The organism is Streptomyces zaomyceticus, assembly GCF_014656215.1.
GTDB classification, from domain to species: Bacteria; Actinomycetota; Actinomycetes; order Streptomycetales; family Streptomycetaceae; genus Streptomyces; species Streptomyces zaomyceticus.
This window is the reverse complement of the sequence record NZ_BNBZ01000034.1, coordinates 1-16,898: the sequence shown is the minus strand read 5'-3', so window position 1 is coordinate 16,898 and position 16,898 is coordinate 1. Positions and strand designations below refer to the sequence as shown.

Sequence of the window (16,898 nt, the reverse complement as noted above, 5' to 3'; positions counted from 1 at the left end):
GCGACCCGGAAGGCGAGTTGTGTGGAGATCCTGTGATCACGGAGGGGGGCGGTGCCCTAGATTCTTGTCGGTGGATCCTCAGATGCTCAGAAGCACGTTCGCGGTCGTCGAAAGACGGGCCGAACACGCCGTCACCTTCTTCTACTCGCATCTTTTCTGGAACAACCCCGCCATGCGCGAGCTGTTCCCCGAGGACATGCGGCCCCAGCGGGACCGGCTCTTCGCCGCGCTCACCCATGTGGTGACCCATCTGGAGGACCCGCGGCTCACGGAGTACCTGGGCCGGCTCGGCCGCGACCACCGCAAGTTCCTCGCCTCCCCCGCGCTCTACGCCGCCGTCGGGGCGAGCCTGCTCGCCGCCTTCGCCCACGCCGCCGGGGCCGCCTGGACGCTGGAGGCCGAGAAGGCCTGGACCGAGGCGTACGGACATGTCGCCGACCTCATGCTGGCGGGGGCCGAGGAGGCCGCCGGGGCCGGGGAGCCCGCCTGGTGGGACGCGGACGTGGTCCGGCACGAGAGGTACGGGGACGATCTCGCCGTCCTCACCCTGCGGCCCCGGCAGCCGTTCCCCTTCCGCCCCGGGCAGTACGTCAGCGTCAGCTCGCTGCGCGTCCCGCGCGTCTGGCGCACCTACTCCCTCGCGGACGCCCCCCGCCCCGACGGCACCGTCGAACTCCATGTGAGCCGGATCCCGGGCGGCGCGATGAGCACGGCGCTCGTCGACGAGACGGGTCCGGGCGAGACGCTGCGGCTCAGCTCCCCCGGCGGCGCCCTCGGCGCGCGCCCGGAGCCGGGCGGACTCCGTACCTATATATGCGCGGGTACGGGCTGGGCGCCGGTGCGGGCCCTGCTCGCGGAGGCGGCGGAGACCGAGCCGGAGCTGAAGGGCCGGCTGTTCGTCGTGGCGCGCGCCAAGGAGTACCTGTACGGGCGGCGGGACGCCGAGGAGCTGAAGGAACGTCTCGGTGGGCTCAGCGTCACCTACATCACCTCCGCGCCCGGACACCGCAAGGACCAGGCGACCGAGCGGCTCCTCCAGTCGCTGCGGGCCTGCGTCCACTGGGCCTCGCACGACGTCTACCTCGCCGGACCGCCCGGCTTCCTGACCGAGGTCGCCGAGGTGCTCGTGGAGCTCGGCACCGATCCGGCCCGCGTCCACCACGACATCCTGCCGCCCGTGGGCCGCTTCTCCGTCCGCCCCCACACCGCGGCCGAACGCCTCCTGGGCCCGCCCCCGCCGCTCTGGCACAACCCGGGAGACCGGGTCCCGCGCGAGCGGTAGCCGGTCCCCGCGCCGATCAGGCCGGGACACCCTCCGCCGCACGGATCGCGTCCCGGTAGGTCCGGGCCGCCGCGCGCAGGGCCGCCTCGGGGTCGATGCCCGCCGCCTCCGCCCGTACCGCGAGGGCGAGCAGCTCGTACCCGATGTCCTCCCCCGCCGGCAGGGTCACGTCGAGACCCGCCGTCCGCACCCGGCCGCCGAGCTTCGCGGCGAGCGCGAGTCCCGGCTGTCCGAGCGGCACGCCGTCGGTGACGGACTCGCGCTGCTTCTCCACCGCCTTGGTCCGCAGCCAGTGCGCCTTGACCTCTTCCGGGGTCTCGGCGGTGTCGTCGCCGAAGACGTGCGGGTGGCGGTGGATCAGCTTCTCGGCCAGCGTCCCCGCGACGTCGTCCACGGAGAACGGCTCCTCCGGGTCCTCCTCGGCGATCCGGGCGTGGAAGACGACCTGGAGGAGGACGTCCCCGAGCTCCTCGCGCAGCGCCTCCCGGTCGCCGTCCTCGATCGCCTCGACGAGTTCGTACGCCTCCTCGACGCCGTACTTCACCAGCGCCTCGTGCGTCTGCTTCGAGGACCACGGGCATTCGCGCCGGATGCGGTCCATGATCTGCACGAGGTCGAGGAGCCGGGCTCCGGGCAGGTCGTACGAGCCGGGCAGCAGCTCCAGGTCGGGCATCGAGAAGCGGCCCGAGCCGGCGAGCCGGGCGAGCCCGTCGGTCAGCGCCCGGTCGCCCTCGCCGGAGGGCAGCAGCAGCACGGTCCGGCCTCCGGCGCAGGCCTCGACGAGTTCCTCGGCGGTGGGCCGGAGCAGCTCGACGGCGACCCCGGCCTCCCGCAGGTACGGCAGCTGGGGGTGGTGCTCGTCGGGGCAGAGCACCCGGTCCGCCGAGCGCAGCGCCTGCCAGGCGGGCCAGGACAGCAGTCCGGGCGCCACACGGTGGCTGGCGGTGAGCAGAACGATGCGGCCGGGGCTCTCAGAAGTCACCCCTTGAACTTACTCCGCCCCGCGCACCGGCCGGGACGGGGTCACGCGCCGGCCGGGACGGCCGCCGGGTCCTGGGTGAGCTGCCGCAGCCAGGGCGCGTCGCTGTCGGCGAGCCGGACCTGGGCGTCGTCCCAGGCGCCGTAGCGCGGGTTCACGTCGATGGCCAGGGCCTTGGACGCGGCGGAGAAGACCTCCGTCAGCTTCTTCTGGCCCTCGGGGGTGTCCGTGACGCCGAGCTTGGCGGCGATCTTGTTCATGAGGACGTTGCGCCGGACGACGTCGTCGATCTGGCCGGGGGCCACCCCCTGCTCCTGGAGCAGGACGGTGGCGAGCCGGTCCTCGCCGCCGCTCTCGCGGACGAAGGCCGTCCTGGTCTGCTGGAGCTCGCCGCGGCTGACGGTGACGCCGTTGTCCGCGGCGACCTTGTCGACGACCCGGTCGAAGATCATGACGTTGAGCTTGCGGCGGGGCAGGTCGCCGGTGGCCTGGACGAGCTGGGCGGCCTGCGGCGAGCTCTCCTGCGCGGCGCGCACGTCCTTCACCTGCGCCTGGAGGCTGGAGACGTCGATGCGTTCACCGCCGACGACGGCCGCCGCTCCTGGATGGGCGTCACTGCCGCAGGCGGTGAGCAGCGGGGCCGCGGCGAGCAGTGCGGCGGAGACGGTGAGCGCAGTGCGGCGGTGCAAAGGAGCCTCCCGGGCTGGTCGTGCGTCAGTTGAACGACCTTGCGGTGATCGATGGTAGGGAGTCGCCGGGGCCGGAGCCACTACTTCGGTGCGACTGTTTCCCACAACGACTCACCCGTACGCCGGGTGTCGGCCCGAACCACTCCCGTCCCGCGCGCCTCCGAGGCCCCGCCACTCGTCCCCTCGTGGGTCTCCTTCACCAGGTAGTGGGGCCGCCGCTTGACCTCGTAGTAGATGCGGCCGACGTACTCGCCGATCAGTCCGACCATCACCATCTGCACGCCGGCGAGGGCGGTGATCGCGACGAGGAGGGTCACGTAGCCGGGAGTGTCGACGCCGTTGACCAGGGCGTCGCCGACGATCCAGGCCGCGTGGCCGAGGGCGACGAGGACCAGCAGGAAGCCGAGGTGGACGGCGGCCCGGAGGGGCTTGTTGTTGAAGGAGATGAGGCCGTCGAGGCCGTAGTTCAGGAGCTTGCCGAAGGTCCACTTGGAGCGGCCCTGCTCACGGACCGCGTTCTCGTACGAGAACGTCGTCGTCCGGAAACCGACCCAGGAGAAGAGGCCCTTGGAGAAGCGGTTGTACTCGCCGAGGCCGAGGACGGCGTCGACGGTACGGCGGGAGAGCAACCGGAAGTCCCCGACGCCGTCGACGAGCTCGACGTCGACCAGCCGGTTGATCGCCCAGTAGTAGACGCGGGCCGTCAGGGTGCGGGTGACGCGGTCGCCCTCGCGGGTGCGGCGGGCGACGACCTGGTCGTACCCCTCGGCGTGCAGCGCGACCATCCGGTGCACCAGCTCCGGCGGGTGCTGGAGGTCGGCGTCCATGATCACGACGGCGTCGCCGGCGGCGTTGCGGAGGCCGGCCAGCATCGCCGCCTCCTTGCCGAAGTTACGGCTGAAGGAGACGTACCGGACATGTCGGGGGTCGCGCGCGGCGAGTTCCTGGAGGAGGGGGAGCGTCCCGTCCCGGCTTCCGTCGTCCACGTAGACGATCTCGAACTCACCCTCCAGCTTGGCGAGTTCGTCGGCCACATGGTCATGGAAACGGGCGAGGACGTCCTCCTCGTTGAAACACGGGACGACGATCGAGAGCAGCACGCGCCCCACGACAACGGAGCGCGGTGACCCGGCCGGTCCACGGGGATGGCCTGCAGACGGCCATTCCGTGAACGGGGTTGCGGGGCCGCGGTCCTCCCCGCCGGGCGCTGGCATATTCGAACCGTCATGCCGAACACGAAACGCCCGTACCTGCTCGCCGCCCTCCTCACCGCGGCCGCCGTCTGCGGCGGGGACGCCGTCGCGCGGGTCTTCCCCTTCGGGCCGCGCCACCGGGCCGTCAACGACCTCGCCAACCAGTTCGTGCCGTTCCACGCGCACCTGTGGGACCTGCTGCGCGGCCGGGCGGACGGCGGACCGCTGCTCGACTGGCAGGCGGGCTGGGGCACGAGCTTCCTCCCCGACTACGGCACCTATCTGTCGAGCCCCTTCGCCCCGCTGGTCGCGCTCCTCCCGCGCGGGGACATCGAGTACGCGGTGTACGCGATCACCGTCCTGAAGACGGCCGCCGCGGCCGCGGCGATGACGTTTCTGCTGTGCCGTCCCGGCCCCGGCGCCCGGTGGTGGGCATCGGTCCTCGGCGCCTCCTACGCGCTGTGCGGCTGGTCGCTCGCGGAGGGCGCGTACAACCCGATGTGGCTGGACGGCCTGATCGCCTTCCCGCTGCTCTGTCTAGTGGGCGAGTGGGTGCGGGAGGGGCGGCGGCCGCTCCTCGGGCCGCTGGTGGTGGCGGTCTGCTGGGTCGCCAACTTCGACACGGCGTACATGGCGACGCTCGGCGCGGCGCTCGTCCTCCTCGTCCGGCTCGCGGTGACGGACCCCGCCGGAGGCCCCGCCGGAGCCTCCACCGGTGGCACGGTCCCCGGCGCCGCCCGTTCCGCCGTCTCCGCCACCGCCCGCACCACCACCCGCACCACCGCCCGCGAAGGGCTGCGCGTCATGCTGCGGGCCGGGCTCACCACCGGCATCGGGATCGCCCTCGCCGCCCCCGTCCTCGTCCCCGTCCTCCTCGGCTCCCGCCACGCCCACCCGGGCCTGGACCGGGAGTTCGACCCCGCGCCCGCCACGGACGTCCTCGCCCGGCTGTTCCCGGTGACGTACAGCTTCGCGACCCCGGCGGCCTTCGTCTGCACGGCGGTGCTCCTGCTCGTGGGCACGCTGCTGTTCCGCCGGGACGTCCCCGGCCGGGAGCGGTGGCTGTGGGCCGGCCTGTGCGTCGTGGTCGTGGCGTCGATGCAGTGGGGCCCGACCCACCTCCTCTGGCACGCGTTCGCCACCCCGAACGGCAGCCCGTACCGGCAGACCTTCGTCCTGTCCGGCGTCCTCGTCCTGGCCGCCCGGGCGGGCCTCGCCCACGGGCCGCCGGACCGCCGGGCGCTCCTCGGCGGAACGGCGGTCGTCCTCGCCCTGGTGGCGGGATCGCTCCCGAGCCCCTTCCTCACCCCCTGGGCGCTGCTGCTCACCGGCGTGGGCCTGGCGGCGGTGGCGGGCGCGCTGCTCCTGCCGGGGCGCGGCCGGTACGGGGTGCTCGCCGCGCTCCTGGTGACCGGGACCCTGCTCGGTCAGGCGGCGGCGACGACGGCTTACGCGGACCGGGAACGGCTCGCCCGCCTCGACGACTACCCGCCGTGGGGTGCGGAGCAGGAACGCCGGGCGGCGGCGCTCGCCGCGGCGGACGGCTGGCCCGCCTACCGCACGGACCCGGGGCTGCCCCGGGTGGCGGGGAACGATCCGCTGCTCCTGGGCGGCCAGGGTGCCGCGTACTACAGCAGCCACACCCCGGCGGTCCTGACGGAGACGCTGACCGCGCTGGGCGGCGGCTGGACCTCCCGGGGCCGGAACCTGCTGAGCCTGGACAACCCGGTGACGGACGCGCTGTTCGGGGTGGGGGCGCGATGGCGGGACGGGCGGCTGGTCCGCGCGGAGCCGCTTCCCCTGGTGACGGTACGACCGCCGGGCCCGGCCCCGGCGTACGGCCCGTCCCCCTTCCGCAACCAGGAACTGCTCCTCGGCTCCCGGGTGTACGGGGCTCCCGCGGCGGACGGTTCCTGCCCGGTCGGTACGGAGGTCTTCCTCTGGGCTCCGGACGTGACGGGCACGGCCCGCCTGGGCACGTACGAGACCCGGCTGCTCGGCGGTCGGCCGAAGCGGCGGGCGGCGCTGGTGTCCCTGGGGATCCCGCGGGTGCCGGGAACGAAACCGTTCGTCCCGGCCCCCGGCGGCGAGCTCGCCTGTCTGGACCACGACCGTCTCCGCACGGCCCTGGCGGCGCTCCGCGCCCGGGCGGCGACATCGGTCGGGGTCACGTCCGGCGGTCTCACGGCCACGCTCCCGCCCGGTACGACGGGCACGGCGGTGGTGGCGGCTCCCCGGATCGCGGGCTGGCGCTGCGAGAACACGAGGGCGGGTGCGTACGGTGGGCTGCTCGCGATCGATCTGGCCCCGGGCACGACCACCCTGACCTGCACGTTCCGCACCCCGGGCCTCCGGGCGGGCCTGACGGCGGGGGCGGGCGGCCTGCTGCTGCTCGCCCTGCGCACCGCGCTCGCCGCCCGGACCAGCCGCAGGACGCGGCCCCCGGCCCCGCTCAGCCCGTGACCGCGACGATGTTCCAGCCCACCGCGCCCGAGGCGCCCGCCCGGCCGCCGACGGAGAGGGGGAGTTCGGCCGGCGCGCTCGCGATCCGGTGCGTCACCGGAACGCCGTCGCACGGCACGGCCGGGATCTCCTCACCGCCGACGACGGGTACGACCGCCCCCTCGCCCGCGCAGACGAGAGTAAGCCGGTAGGCGACCCCCTTGGTCAGATGGGACGTGTGGTGCACCCCGTCCGCCACCCGCTCGGTCCCGGATTCCACGAACTCCGGGGCGTCGGGGTCGGCGGTGTCCAGGGCGGCCCGGACGCGCTTCTCCTGCGCCGCCGCGTCCGCGTCGCCGTCCGAGGGTGCGGACGCGGTGCGTGCGGCCGGCGTGGTGGCCGCCGGGCCGGAGGGCGGGGCCGCGGCGGAGTCCGCGCCCTGCCCGGTACATCCGACGCCGCCGATCCCGAGAAGCCCGAGTGCGGCTCCGGTCAGCAGAAACTCACGCAGCCTGGTCATCAGCTGATCTCCCCGTGGTGTGAACGACCTTGATCCACGACGCTAGATCACGCCTCCCGGGCGCGGGACGCCAACGCGGCTTCTCTGAGGAAGACTTGAGCAACCGGCGACCGGCCGGCCGGCGCCGCCGGACGTGGCCCGCAGATCACCGCCGGGCGGGGTCCGCAGATCACCGCCGGGCACGAGCCGCCGGGCCCGACAGGCCGCGGGCCGCGGGCCGCGGGCCGTCAGAGGATCCGCCGCTCCCACCGGATCTCGCCGTCCTCCATCCGGTCCGTGGGAGTGAGGCCGACCGCGCGGGCGACGGCCCCGGAGGCCGCGTGCTCGGGGTGGACATGCGCCACGACCGTCCGCGCGCCCCGTTCCACGAGCAGGCCGACCAGACCCTCGGCCGCCTCCCTGGCGATCCCGCGCCCCTGCCACTCCGTGCCGATCACCCAGGCGACCTCCGCGACCCGTCCGCCCTCCGTGACCGTCGCCTGGACGGTCCCGACCGGCCGGCCCTCGGCCCGGAGCCGTACGACCCAGTTGCACCAGAGCGTCTCCGGGTCCGGCGAACCCGCGACCAACCGCTCGTACCGCGCCCGCAGTTCGGGCAGGGCGAGCGGGGCTCCGCCGATGAAGGCGTGCAGGGCGGGATCGGCGAGGACCCCGGCCATCTCGTCGGCGTGAGCGACGACGAGCGGTTCGAGGTCCAGCCGGGCCGTACGCACGGTCACGTCCGCCTCCGCCCCGCTCACACGTTCCCCAGGAATCCGGGATCGGCCTGGTCGAGCTCCGTGCTCGTCTCCCGCTCGAAGCCCAGGACCTCCGCCATCGTCACGACGCGCCGGCTGGTCGCGGCCAGGTCCCGGTGCGCCTCCTCCGACCACAGCGGCGGGTACAGGGTGAGGCCCCGGTCGCCGTCCAGCTCACGGACCTCGTCCTGCCAGCCGGGCCAGCGCAGCCCCTCGTAGAACTCCTCCGTGCCGCCCGCCAGCATCCACGAGAGCCAGGCCGCGTACCCGGCGCCCAGCGCGTCCCAGCTCAGCGAGTCCGGCGCGAAGTACACCATCTCGCCGGGCTGCCCCGGCAGTCCCACCTGCTCCGCGGGCCCGCCCTGGAGGACGAACACCCCGCCCAGGACGTCATGGGCCACGACGAGCCCCGCCTCGGGCCGCCAGCCGGGGTCGGCCTCGGCGGGGTAGCCGTTGACCCGCGCGAGCGACGGCATCCGCCGGGCGTTGTCGTCGGCCGGGCTGCCGTACACCCGCAGCCAGCCGTCGTCGACGAGTGCCCCGCCGCTGTGCAGCATGAACGCCCCCAGGAACGACCGCGCGGTCACCTGTGTCTGGTACAGCGCCGCCGCGCCGCGCCCGGCGTCGGCCTCGAACTCCTCGACGGGGACGGACGCCGCTCGCAGTCTCTCGTCGAGGGCCGGCCACGCCGGGTCCTCGACCTCGGTCAATTCGCTCAGTTCACGCACCCGGGCATGCTCGCACGTCCACCGCCTCCCGAGTGCAGGTCCCAGACTCCTTGATCGTTCCGCTTCCTCATGTGATCCCCCGTGGTCGTCGAGTTCGAACGAACAGCTCCGAGCCTAGGAAGGTCATGATCAGCAGGCTGTGCGCCCGGTGCGCGTTTCCTTGACGCTCGGCGCACCGTCCCGCGGGTTCCGGGGCGCCCGCGCGCGGAACTCGGTGGGGCTCACCCCGTACGCCTGCCGGAAGGAGCGGCTGAACACCGCCGGACCGCTGAAACCCCACCGCTCGGCGATCGCCCCCACCGGCCACGTGAGGAACTCGGGTCTCCGCAGATCCTCGCGACACCGTTCGAGCCGCCGGCGCCGGATACGGGCCTGCACGGTCTCGCCCTCCCCCGAGAAGAGCTGGTGGAGCGAACGCACCGACAGGTTGTGGTGGGCCGCCACGGCGACGGGCGTCAGTTCCGGGTCGCCGAGGTTGTACTCGATGAAGACATGGATCCGGCGGAGCAGCGCCCGCGCCCGCACCTCGGCGGGGAGCCGCTCCTCCGTGTCCGTGTGCTGCGCGAGGCAGGCCGCCGCGAGATCGATCGCGGTGGCCCCCAGCCGGCGCAGCTCGTCCGGCGCGCACTCGCCGCCGTGCGCGACGAGCGAGCGCAGGAAGGCGACGAGGACCGCCGCCACCCCGCTGCCTCCCGGCATGCGCCGGGCGAGCAGCCCGTCGAGGTGGCTCGCCCGAACCGGCAGGACGTCACGGGGCAGTTGCAGGATCACCAGCTGCCCGGGATCGCCGTCGGAGACGTACCGGGCGTCCGAGGGCCGCGAGGTGTCCCAGAAGACCAGGTCCCCGGTCTCCGCCTCGCAGCTGTTCCCGTTCTGGACCAGGGTCATCGCCCCCTTGGTCACCAGCCCCAGCTGGTACTGCTCGGGGTCACCCCGCCGGATCAGCGCGGGTGTGCGCCGCGAACGCAGCGGCGAGTAGGCGACCTTGGACACCTGGAGCTCCCCCAGATCGAGGAGCGCCGCCTCGGCCGAGAACTCGGCGGGCCGCTCGCTGGTGAGCATGGTGGGCATCACCTCCCGCGAGATCATGTCCGCGAACCACTCGAACCGCTCCCCCCGGGGCAGTTCCCCCGACGACACCACCGACCACATCTCTCGATTCCCCCGATCCGATCGTTACGACGCCGGTCAGAATGCAGCGGCGCGAAGCCATTTGCCACAGGGTTCGCGACCGGCGTGGCGCCGGGGGCGACGGGCGGGATCCACGGGCGGAATCCCTGGAGAAGGACGCCCGGGGAGACGGGCGCCCGGGGACGATCAGCGGGCGGAATCCACGGTGTGGTCCGGCCAGGGGACGTCGGTGGCGACCGGGGCGGTGTAGTCGACGCCGGGCACGGAGAACCCGTAGAGGCGCCGGACCTCGGCACGGAACCAGTCGAGGTCGGCCAGGTCGGCGACGGTCTCCGTGGTGGCGGCCTCCCAGCGTTCGGCGACGGCCGCCTGGACGTCGTCGGTCAGCTCGAAGGTGTCCAGCCGGACCCGGCCCTCGTCGTCCAGGGCGAGCGGGGCGACGCCGGTGAGCTGGTCCCACAGGGCGGCGAGCTGGTGGATCGGCGGGACCAGGCCCTCGCCGAGGACACCGCGGAGCAGCCCGGTGTAGAGGGCGATGCCGGGGATCGCGGTGGAGGACTGGGTGACGGCGGCGCCGTTGACGGAGGTCACGGCCCGTCCGCCGACCGTCCTGGCGAGCCGCTCGTCCAGGGTGCGGGCGGTGGCCTCCAGATGGGCCTTGGCCGCGCCGATGGTGCCCTGCCGGTAGATCGCCGCCGTCAGCGACGAGCCGATGTACGACAGCGCGGCGGTGGTGAACCCGTCGGCGAGCACTCCCCGCGCGGCGAGGTGGTCGATCCAGCGTTCCCAGTCCGCGCCGCCCATCACGGCCACGGTCTGCTCCACGTCGTCGCCCTCGGCCGGCCCGGTCTCGACCTCGCGGACCTCCGGAGCGCCCTCGTCGTCGAAGACGAGGGTCCTGGTGCGGTTCACCCCGCCGATCGGCTTGAGAACCGAGGAGTAGGTGGTGCCGGTCTCGGGGTCGGTACGCCGGGGCGCGGCCACCGAGTAGATCAGGTAGTCCAGCCGGCCGCCGAAGCGCTTCTCGACGAGGTCGGCGACCTGGTCCTTCATCGCGTCGGAGAACGCGTCGCCGTTGAGGAGGACCAGGTCCCGCCCGGCGGCCCGGGCGATGTCGGCGGTGGCTGCGGTGCGGTACCAGCCGGCGGTCGCGGTGCGGCGCGCGGTGGGGGCCTTCTCGAAGCAGACCCCGATCCCGCGGATGCCGGCGCGCTTGAGTCCGGCGAGGGTGGCGGCGAGGCCGTATCCGGCGGAGGAACCGACGACGAGCGCCACGGGCCCGTCGGCCTCCGCCGCGTCGGCGGGCGCGGGGGCCGGTGCCGAGGACGGTGCGGAGGCCGGCCCAGAGACCGGTGCGGAGACCGGCTCGGGGCAGGCCTCCCACATGTCGGCCACCAGCTGCCCGCACCCGGCCGGGTGGGAGTCGAGAAAGAGGAAGCCCCGATTGCGGGGAGTGAGAACACGCTCGTCCACGATGGCAGTCCTTGGGTCGCCGGAGCAGGGGCACGACGACCGGCCGGCCCCCGCGCCCTGCCAGTCTGCGCGAGCGCTCACGTGCGTGGTCGCCCCGCCGGCGACAATGATCATGAGCCGGTCTTGGAGTGTTCCCACGACCCGCGGCCGGGTTTCCGGCGGGAAGCGGTCCGGGGTCGTTCACCTTCCCGGCGGAAGCGCTCGGGCCACCGAGCCGCACCGACCCCCGTTCGCGCCTCCACCCCGCGCCCGTTCCCGCCTCCGCCCCCGTTCCCGCCTCCGCCCCCGCTCCTGCCGCCGTCCCCGCTCACTCCTTCTCGCGTCGGATCCCCGCCAGCAGGCCGTCCAGCGCGACCACCGTCCTTTCCAGCGCCTCCGGTTCGTCGCTCCTGGCCAGCCACAGTGCCGCCTCGTTCATCGCCCCGGACAGCAGGCGCGCCAGGGGCTCGACCGGCTGCGCGGTGACGACTCCGGCCTCCACCAGGCCCTCCAGCGCCTCCGTGAGGTGCCGTGCCGAGGACTCCTCGTCCAGGGCCCGCCATTCCTCCCACCCCAGGACCGTCGGCGCGTCGACCAGCACGATGCGCCGTACGGCGGGGTCCGCGCCGGCCGCCAGAAAGGCCCGGCATCCGGCGCGGAACTGCTCCCAGGGGTCGGTCTCCTCTTCCGCCGCCGCCGCGACCCGGTCCCCCAACTCCCCCTGGACCTCGGCGACCACCGCCCGGAAGAGCCCGGCCTTGCTGTCGAAGTGGTGGTAGGCGGCGCCCTTGGTGACTCCCGCGGCCCGGGCCACCTCCGCGAGGACGACTCCGTGGTAGCCGTCCTCGGCGAACCGTCGTCGTCCTTCCGCGAGGAGCGCCCGCCGGGTCGCCTCCCGCTGTTCCGCCCGGTTGCCCGCCGCCCGCTGTTCCGCCCGGTCGCCCGTCGCCCCGTCCGGCACCGCCGCACCACCCTTCCCATTTCGCATACCCGAGGTATGTTAGTCCCGACGGTTCGCATACCCCGGGTATGTGAAATCGGGCGCACGTCCGCGCCGACACAGAGGAGGCATCCCATGAAGACCGGACTCACCGGCTTCTACCCCGTGATCTGCACCCGCGACGTCGCCGCGGCTCGCGACTTCTACACCCGCCACCTCGGCTTCACCACGACCTTCGAGGCCGACTGGTACGTGAGCCTGCACCGCCCCGACGCGCCGCACTACGAGCTCGCGCTGCTCGACCACGACCACCCGACCCTGCCCGAGGGACATCGCGTCCCCACCCGGGGCGGTCTGCTGCTCAACTTCGAGGTCGAGGACGTCGACGCGGAGCACCGCCGGCTGATCGGCGAGGCCGGTCTCCCCGAACTGCTCTCCCTGCGCACCGAGGACTTCGGCCAGCGCCACTTCATCCTCGGCGCCCCGGACGGCGTCCTCGTCGACGTCATCACCACGATCCCGCCCACCGAGGAGTACGCCGCCCGCTACACCTCCAGCACGGAGGAGACCTAGGACGACCTAGGTGACGGCGGCGGCGCTCAGCGCGGCCACGACCTCCTCGTCCTCGAAGTCACCGGTGGGCGCGAATCCGAGGTCCGCGTAGAGGCGGGCGGCGGGGATGTTCTCCGGGTGGTAGGAGAGCCGTATCTCCCGGCAGGCGGGGAGCGCGGCGAGGTGCCGCGTCAGGGCACGCAGGGCGGCACGGCCGACGCCTCTGCCCTGCTCGGCGGCGTCGACGATCATGCCGCCGATCCAGTGGGTGCCGTCCTCTTCGTCGTACGCCCACATGATGTGGCCGACGACCTCGTTCCCGGCGCGGACCGCGAGGGAGTTCCAGAGCCCGCCCCGCAGGGACAGCAGGAGGTAGCGGGCGCCGAGGGCGGCGACGAACCGGCGCTGGTCGTCGGCGGGGGCCACGTCGGCGACGTCACGCCAGTTCGCGTCCGTGATCTCCTCCAGCACCACGCGCCGGTCACGGCTGTCGGTGAGCACGTCCGTGGGCGCGTCGGGAAGGCCGTCCGTCACGAGGCGGCCCTGGTGGCGCTGCCGAGGATCTTGACCGGCGTGATGCGGGCGACCACGCGGACCTCCTCCGGCGGCGCCTCCTCGTACTCCTTGCCGCCGCCCGGTCCGAGGTACTCCTCGGCGATACGGACGGCCACCGCCCGGCCGGTGTCCTCGGTGACGGTGGCCGTGCCGCGTATCTCGACGTACAGGTCGGGGTCGGCGGGGTCGAAGACGGTCAGGCCGACGCGCGGATCCCGGAGCATGTTCAGCGCCTTGCGCCGTCCACGCGTGGTGGAGATCAGCAGGTCGCCGCCGTCACGGCTGACCCAGACCACCGAACTCTGCGGCCCGCCGTCGGGGTTGAGGGTGGCCAGGACGGCCATGTAGGGGGAATCGAGCAGGCCGCGCACGGTGTCGTTCATCTCAAGGGGCATGCCGGGGAGGCTAATCGGGCGCGCGGGGCGGCGCACCGGAATACCCGTCCGTCCGCGTGTATCGCGAGCGTATGGAGAATCGCATACGCCCCCGCAACCGCCCGTCGTCTCCCATGGGGACATGAACGACAACGCATCCCTGCCGGCACCGCCCCGCCGCACGCGCGCGATCGTGCTTCTCTGTGCAGCGGTCCTCGGCCTGGCGAGCGCCCTGTTCGTCGTGCGGCGGCCGCTGATGATGTCCGCGCCGACGTGCATGGCCGGGCGGTGGCACGGCTGCTTCGACACCTTCAACGGTGTGGTGCTCATGACGCTGGTGACCGTGCCGTTGGCGGTGCTGGTGGCCTGGGCCCTGGCGTACCGACGGCGTACCGCGGGCGTCCCGTCGGCGTGGCGGCTCTCGCTGGCCGAGGTCGGCATGGTCCACGGGACGGTGCCGTTCCTGTGGCTGACGACGATGCCCGGCGCCGCGCCCGGCATCGCCCCCGCCCGGGTCAGCCTGGTCCCGCTGCGGGATCTGGTCACGATGGGGGCGCTCGGGATCGTCGGCAATCTGCTGGTCTTCGCGGCGGTGGGGTTCTTCGCCCCGATGAGGTTCACGGCCCTGGCGTCCGTGCCGCGGATCCTGGCGCTCGGGGCGGGCTGCTCGGTCCTGGTCGAGACCGCGCAGTACGTCCTGCGGCTCGACCGGGTGTCCTCCGTGGACGACGTCCTGGTCAACGCCGCCGGCGCCGCGCTGGCCGGGCTGGCGTCGCGCCGCTGGTGGCGCACGGCGGCGCAGGAGCCGTCCGACGGGCCCCGCCCCGCCGCGGCACCGGCGGGCTGAGTCGGGCGTCCGGTGCGCCCGCGCCGTCGTACGGCCGGGTGTCTCGCGTCGCCCGTGGCGCCCGCTTCGACGCTCGCGCCGTAAGCGCCGTATCCGCCGTATCCGCCGTATCCGCCGTATCCGCCGTATCCGCCGTATCCGCCGTATCCGCCGAATGCGTCGCATACGCCGGCGATACGCCGTGCTGCTTAGGCTGCGCACATGCGCGTACTGATCGTCGAGGACGAGCCCTACCTGGCCGAGGCCGTCCGTGACGGTCTGCGCCTGGAGGCGATCGCCGCCGACATCGCCGCCGACGGCGACTCCGCCCTGGAACTGCTCGGCGTGCACTCCTACGACCTCGCCGTCCTCGACCGCGACATCCCAGGCCCCTCCGGCGACGAGGTCGCCCGGTGGATCGTCGCCTCCGGCAGCGGCATCCCGATCCTCATGCTCACCGCCGCCGACCGGATCGACGACAAGGCCTCCGGGTTCGAGCTCGGCGCCGACGACTACCTCACCAAACCGTTCGAGCTGCGGGAGCTCGTCCTGCGGCTGAGGGCGCTCGACCGCCGACGCGCGTACGCCCGGCCCCCGGTCCGCGAGATCGCGGGCCTGCGGGTCGACCCCTTCCGCCGGGAGGTCTTCCGCGACGGGCGCCATGTCGCGCTCACCCGCAAACAGTTCGCCGTGCTGGAGGTCCTCGTCGCCGCCGAGGGCGGGGTCGTCAGCGCCGAGGAGCTGCTCGAACGGGCCTGGGACGAGAACGCCGACCCCCTCACCAACGCCGTACGCATCACCGTCTCCGCCCTGCGCAAACGGCTCGGCGAACCGTGGATCATCGCCACGGTTCCCGGCGTCGGCTACCGGATCGACGCGGGTACGGGCGCGGGTACGGGCGCTGGTACGAGTACGGGTACGGACACCGGCGCAGCAGGCGCCCTCCCGCCCGGTCCCCCTCATGGATAGACCCATGGACAGCTCCAGGGACAGCGCCGCGGAGAGCCCCGTGGACAGCTCCGAGCGAGGCCCCGTGGACAGACGCCCGGGACCCGGCGTCCGGCTGAAGCTCGCCCTCAGCTACGCCGGGTTCCTCGCCGTCGCCGGTGCGCTGCTGCTCGCCGTGGTGTGGGTGTTCCTGCTGCGCTACGTGCCCGACAACTCCCAGGGGCTGCTGGGCGTCTCGCCCAACCGCTACCTCCTCGTGCGCACCTTCTTCCCCGCCGCGGCCGTGGCGATGGCCTTCCTGCTCGTGTTCGGCCTCGCCGGGGGCTGGATCCTCGCCGGCCGGATGCTCGCGCCACTCACCCGGATCCGGGACGCGGCGCGGCGGGCCGGGAGCGGGTCGCTGTCCCACCGGATCCGGATGCGGGGCCGCCGGGACGAATTCCGCGAGCTCTCCGACGCGTTCGACTCGATGCTCGGGCAACTGGAGGCCCATGTGGCCGAGCAACAGAGGTTCGCCGCGAACGCCTCCCACGAACTGCGCACCCCGCTGGCGATCTCACGGGCCCTCCTCGACGTCGCCCGCGAGGACCCGAGCCGCGACCGGGACGAGCTCATCGAGCGCCTGCACACCGTCAACACCCGGGCGATCGAGCTCACCGAGGCCCTGCTGCTGCTCAGCCGCGGCGACCGCGGCACCTTCACCCGGGAGGGCGTCGACCTCTCCCTCCTCGCCGAGGAGGCCGCCGAGACGCTGCTTCCCCTCGCCGAACGGCGCCGGATCACCCTCGACGTCACAGGCGGGGCGGCCCCGGTCGACGGCTCCGCGGAGCTGCTGCTCCGGATGGTGACGAACCTCGTCCAGAACGCCGTCGTCCACAACCTTCCCGGGGACGGCACCGTGACGGTCCGCACCGGGACGCACGGCGACACGAGCGTGCTGCGGGTCGAGAACACGGGCCTCCCGCTTCCTCCGGAACTGGTCCCGACCCTCACCGAACCCTTCCGGCGCGGAACGGATCGCGTCCGCGCCGACGAGCACGCCGGTGTCGGCCTCGGTCTGGCCATCGTGCACAGCGTCGTCCGCGCCCACGACGGCACCCTCGACCTCGTCCCCCGTCCCGCCGGCGGTCTTCTCGTCACGGTCCGGCTTCCGGCCGGTCCCCGGCCGCCGGGGTCCGGCGGAAACTTTCCCGGTCCGGGTCGCAACCCCTGGGGGTGACGCACGTCTGGTGGGTTGAAGGCGCCCTTCAGCAGATCCACCAGACCGTGTCCGTTCCACCTCGGGAGAACCCCATGTCCAGCCACGCCAAGCGGAACCTCCGCCCCCGCCCCCGGGTCCTGGGTGTCGTCACCGGTGTCGCGCTGCTCCTCGGCGGCGGCTTCGCCGCGCAGGCCTTCGCCGACGCCGGCGCCAAGCCCGCCCCGGCCGCGCCGAAGGTCACCGCCCCGGACGCGGCCCCGGCTCCGGCCGCCGCTCCCGCCCCCGCCCCGGCCGTCGCGAAGCCGACGGCCGCACCCGCTCCCGCCGCCGTTCCCGGCCGAGCCTCCCG

18 protein-coding genes are annotated in these 16,898 nt (G+C 73.7%); 7 read left to right on the top strand and 11 right to left on the bottom strand.

The genetic code is table 11. The annotated features are described in order from the left end of the window. Nucleotides 1–82 precede the first annotated feature (82 nt). Nucleotides 83–1,282 (top strand): globin domain-containing protein, encoded by a 1,200-nt coding sequence (locus tag IE311_RS30735; RefSeq protein ID WP_189835124.1) that lies wholly within the window; start codon nucleotides 83–85, stop codon nucleotides 1,280–1,282. Nucleotides 1,283–1,298: 16 nt separating this feature from the next. Here the strand turns inward: IE311_RS30735 and IE311_RS30730 are convergent, their stop codons facing one another. From IE311_RS30730 to IE311_RS30720, 3 genes are all read right to left on the bottom strand, one after another. Continuing rightward, complete coding sequence (locus IE311_RS30730) at nucleotides 1,299–2,264, bottom strand: nucleoside triphosphate pyrophosphohydrolase (protein WP_189835123.1); 966 nt, start codon at nucleotides 2,262–2,264, stop codon at nucleotides 1,299–1,301. A gap of 41 nt (nucleotides 2,265–2,305) precedes the next feature. Next, nucleotides 2,306–2,950: a SurA N-terminal domain-containing protein gene (locus IE311_RS30725; RefSeq protein ID WP_189835122.1), complete on the bottom strand. Its 645-nt coding sequence runs from the start codon at nucleotides 2,948–2,950 to the stop codon at nucleotides 2,306–2,308. Nucleotides 2,951–3,030: 80 nt separating this feature from the next. Beyond that, nucleotides 3,031–4,050: a glycosyltransferase family 2 protein gene (locus tag IE311_RS30720; protein ID WP_229902264.1), complete on the bottom strand. Its 1,020-nt coding sequence runs from the start codon at nucleotides 4,048–4,050 to the stop codon at nucleotides 3,031–3,033. A 126-nt stretch (nucleotides 4,051–4,176) separates the two neighbouring features. Here IE311_RS30720 and IE311_RS30715 point away from each other — a divergent pair, with 126 nt between their 5' ends. Continuing rightward, entirely contained in the window at nucleotides 4,177–6,606 is a 2,430-nt protein-coding gene (locus IE311_RS30715) for a YfhO family protein (RefSeq protein WP_189835120.1), read from the top strand. On the opposite strand, the gene IE311_RS30710 is transcribed toward IE311_RS30715, so the two are convergent. From IE311_RS30710 to IE311_RS30685, 6 genes are all read right to left on the bottom strand, one after another. After that, entirely contained in the window at nucleotides 6,596–7,105 is a 510-nt protein-coding gene (locus IE311_RS30710) for a hypothetical protein (protein WP_189835119.1), read from the bottom strand. The genes IE311_RS30715 and IE311_RS30710 overlap by 11 nt on opposite strands. 227 nt (nucleotides 7,106–7,332) lie before the next feature. Next, nucleotides 7,333–7,824, bottom strand: coding sequence for a GNAT family N-acetyltransferase (locus IE311_RS30705; RefSeq protein WP_308439840.1), 492 nt, complete (start codon nucleotides 7,822–7,824; stop codon nucleotides 7,333–7,335). A gap of 17 nt (nucleotides 7,825–7,841) precedes the next feature. Further along, nucleotides 7,842–8,570, bottom strand: a complete 729-nt coding sequence (locus IE311_RS30700; RefSeq protein WP_189835117.1) for a DUF2625 domain-containing protein — start codon at nucleotides 8,568–8,570, stop codon at nucleotides 7,842–7,844. A gap of 129 nt (nucleotides 8,571–8,699) precedes the next feature. Continuing rightward, entirely contained in the window at nucleotides 8,700–9,722 is a 1,023-nt protein-coding gene (locus IE311_RS30695; protein WP_189835116.1) for an AraC family transcriptional regulator, read from the bottom strand. A 165-nt stretch (nucleotides 9,723–9,887) separates the two neighbouring features. Beyond that, nucleotides 9,888–11,174 carry an enoyl-[acyl-carrier-protein] reductase FabV gene (gene fabV, locus IE311_RS30690; RefSeq protein ID WP_189835115.1) on the bottom strand — a complete coding sequence of 429 codons (1,287 nt, stop codon included), beginning with the start codon at nucleotides 11,172–11,174 and terminating at the stop codon, nucleotides 9,888–9,890. A 307-nt stretch (nucleotides 11,175–11,481) separates the two neighbouring features. Next, nucleotides 11,482–12,141 carry a TetR/AcrR family transcriptional regulator gene (locus IE311_RS30685; RefSeq protein WP_189835114.1) on the bottom strand — a complete coding sequence of 220 codons (660 nt, stop codon included), beginning with the start codon at nucleotides 12,139–12,141 and terminating at the stop codon, nucleotides 11,482–11,484. Between the two features lie 87 nt (nucleotides 12,142–12,228). Here IE311_RS30685 and IE311_RS30680 point away from each other — a divergent pair, with 87 nt between their 5' ends. Then, entirely contained in the window at nucleotides 12,229–12,666 is a 438-nt protein-coding gene (locus IE311_RS30680; protein WP_189835113.1) for a VOC family protein, read from the top strand. Between the two features lie 6 nt (nucleotides 12,667–12,672). Here IE311_RS30680 and IE311_RS30675 read toward each other — a convergent pair whose 3' ends face one another. Next, nucleotides 12,673–13,179: a GNAT family N-acetyltransferase gene (locus tag IE311_RS30675; RefSeq protein WP_373314010.1), complete on the bottom strand. Its 507-nt coding sequence runs from the start codon at nucleotides 13,177–13,179 to the stop codon at nucleotides 12,673–12,675. Next, complete coding sequence (locus tag IE311_RS30670; protein WP_189835112.1) at nucleotides 13,176–13,595, bottom strand: PPOX class F420-dependent oxidoreductase; 420 nt, start codon at nucleotides 13,593–13,595, stop codon at nucleotides 13,176–13,178. The genes IE311_RS30675 and IE311_RS30670 overlap by 4 nt, the downstream gene beginning before the upstream one ends. Nucleotides 13,596–13,716: 121 nt before the next feature. On the opposite strand from IE311_RS30670, the gene IE311_RS30665 reads away from it, so the two are divergent. From IE311_RS30665 to IE311_RS30650, 4 genes are all read left to right on the top strand, one after another. Then, nucleotides 13,717–14,421, top strand: coding sequence for a VanZ family protein (locus IE311_RS30665; protein ID WP_189835111.1), 705 nt, complete (start codon nucleotides 13,717–13,719; stop codon nucleotides 14,419–14,421). A 201-nt stretch (nucleotides 14,422–14,622) separates the two neighbouring features. After that, nucleotides 14,623–15,369: a response regulator transcription factor gene (locus tag IE311_RS30660; RefSeq protein WP_229902263.1), complete on the top strand. Its 747-nt coding sequence runs from the start codon at nucleotides 14,623–14,625 to the stop codon at nucleotides 15,367–15,369. 64 nt (nucleotides 15,370–15,433) lie between these two features. Continuing rightward, nucleotides 15,434–16,567 (top strand): sensor histidine kinase, encoded by a 1,134-nt coding sequence (locus tag IE311_RS30655; RefSeq protein ID WP_189835171.1) that lies wholly within the window; start codon nucleotides 15,434–15,436, stop codon nucleotides 16,565–16,567. 74 nt (nucleotides 16,568–16,641) lie between these two features. Beyond that, a partial coding sequence (locus tag IE311_RS30650) for a hypothetical protein (protein ID WP_373314009.1) occupies nucleotides 16,642–16,898 on the top strand: 257 nt, incomplete at its 3' end.

Coding starts and splice junctions, on each gene's coding strand:
- IE311_RS30695 (WP_189835116.1), bottom strand. CDS start 9,722: ATGTGGTCGGTGGTGTCGTCGGGGGAACTGCCCCGGGGGGAGCGGTTC.
- IE311_RS30660 (WP_229902263.1), top strand. CDS start 14,623: ATGCGCGTACTGATCGTCGAGGACGAGCCCTACCTGGCCGAGGCCGTC.
- IE311_RS30670 (WP_189835112.1), bottom strand. CDS start 13,595: ATGCCCCTTGAGATGAACGACACCGTGCGCGGCCTGCTCGATTCCCCC.
- IE311_RS30710 (WP_189835119.1), bottom strand. CDS start 7,105: ATGACCAGGCTGCGTGAGTTTCTGCTGACCGGAGCCGCACTCGGGCTT.
- IE311_RS30685 (WP_189835114.1), bottom strand. CDS start 12,141: ATGCGAAATGGGAAGGGTGGTGCGGCGGTGCCGGACGGGGCGACGGGC.
- IE311_RS30715 (WP_189835120.1), top strand. CDS start 4,177: ATGCCGAACACGAAACGCCCGTACCTGCTCGCCGCCCTCCTCACCGCG.
- IE311_RS30735 (WP_189835124.1), top strand. CDS start 83: ATGCTCAGAAGCACGTTCGCGGTCGTCGAAAGACGGGCCGAACACGCC.
- IE311_RS30665 (WP_189835111.1), top strand. CDS start 13,717: ATGAACGACAACGCATCCCTGCCGGCACCGCCCCGCCGCACGCGCGCG.
- IE311_RS30680 (WP_189835113.1), top strand. CDS start 12,229: ATGAAGACCGGACTCACCGGCTTCTACCCCGTGATCTGCACCCGCGAC.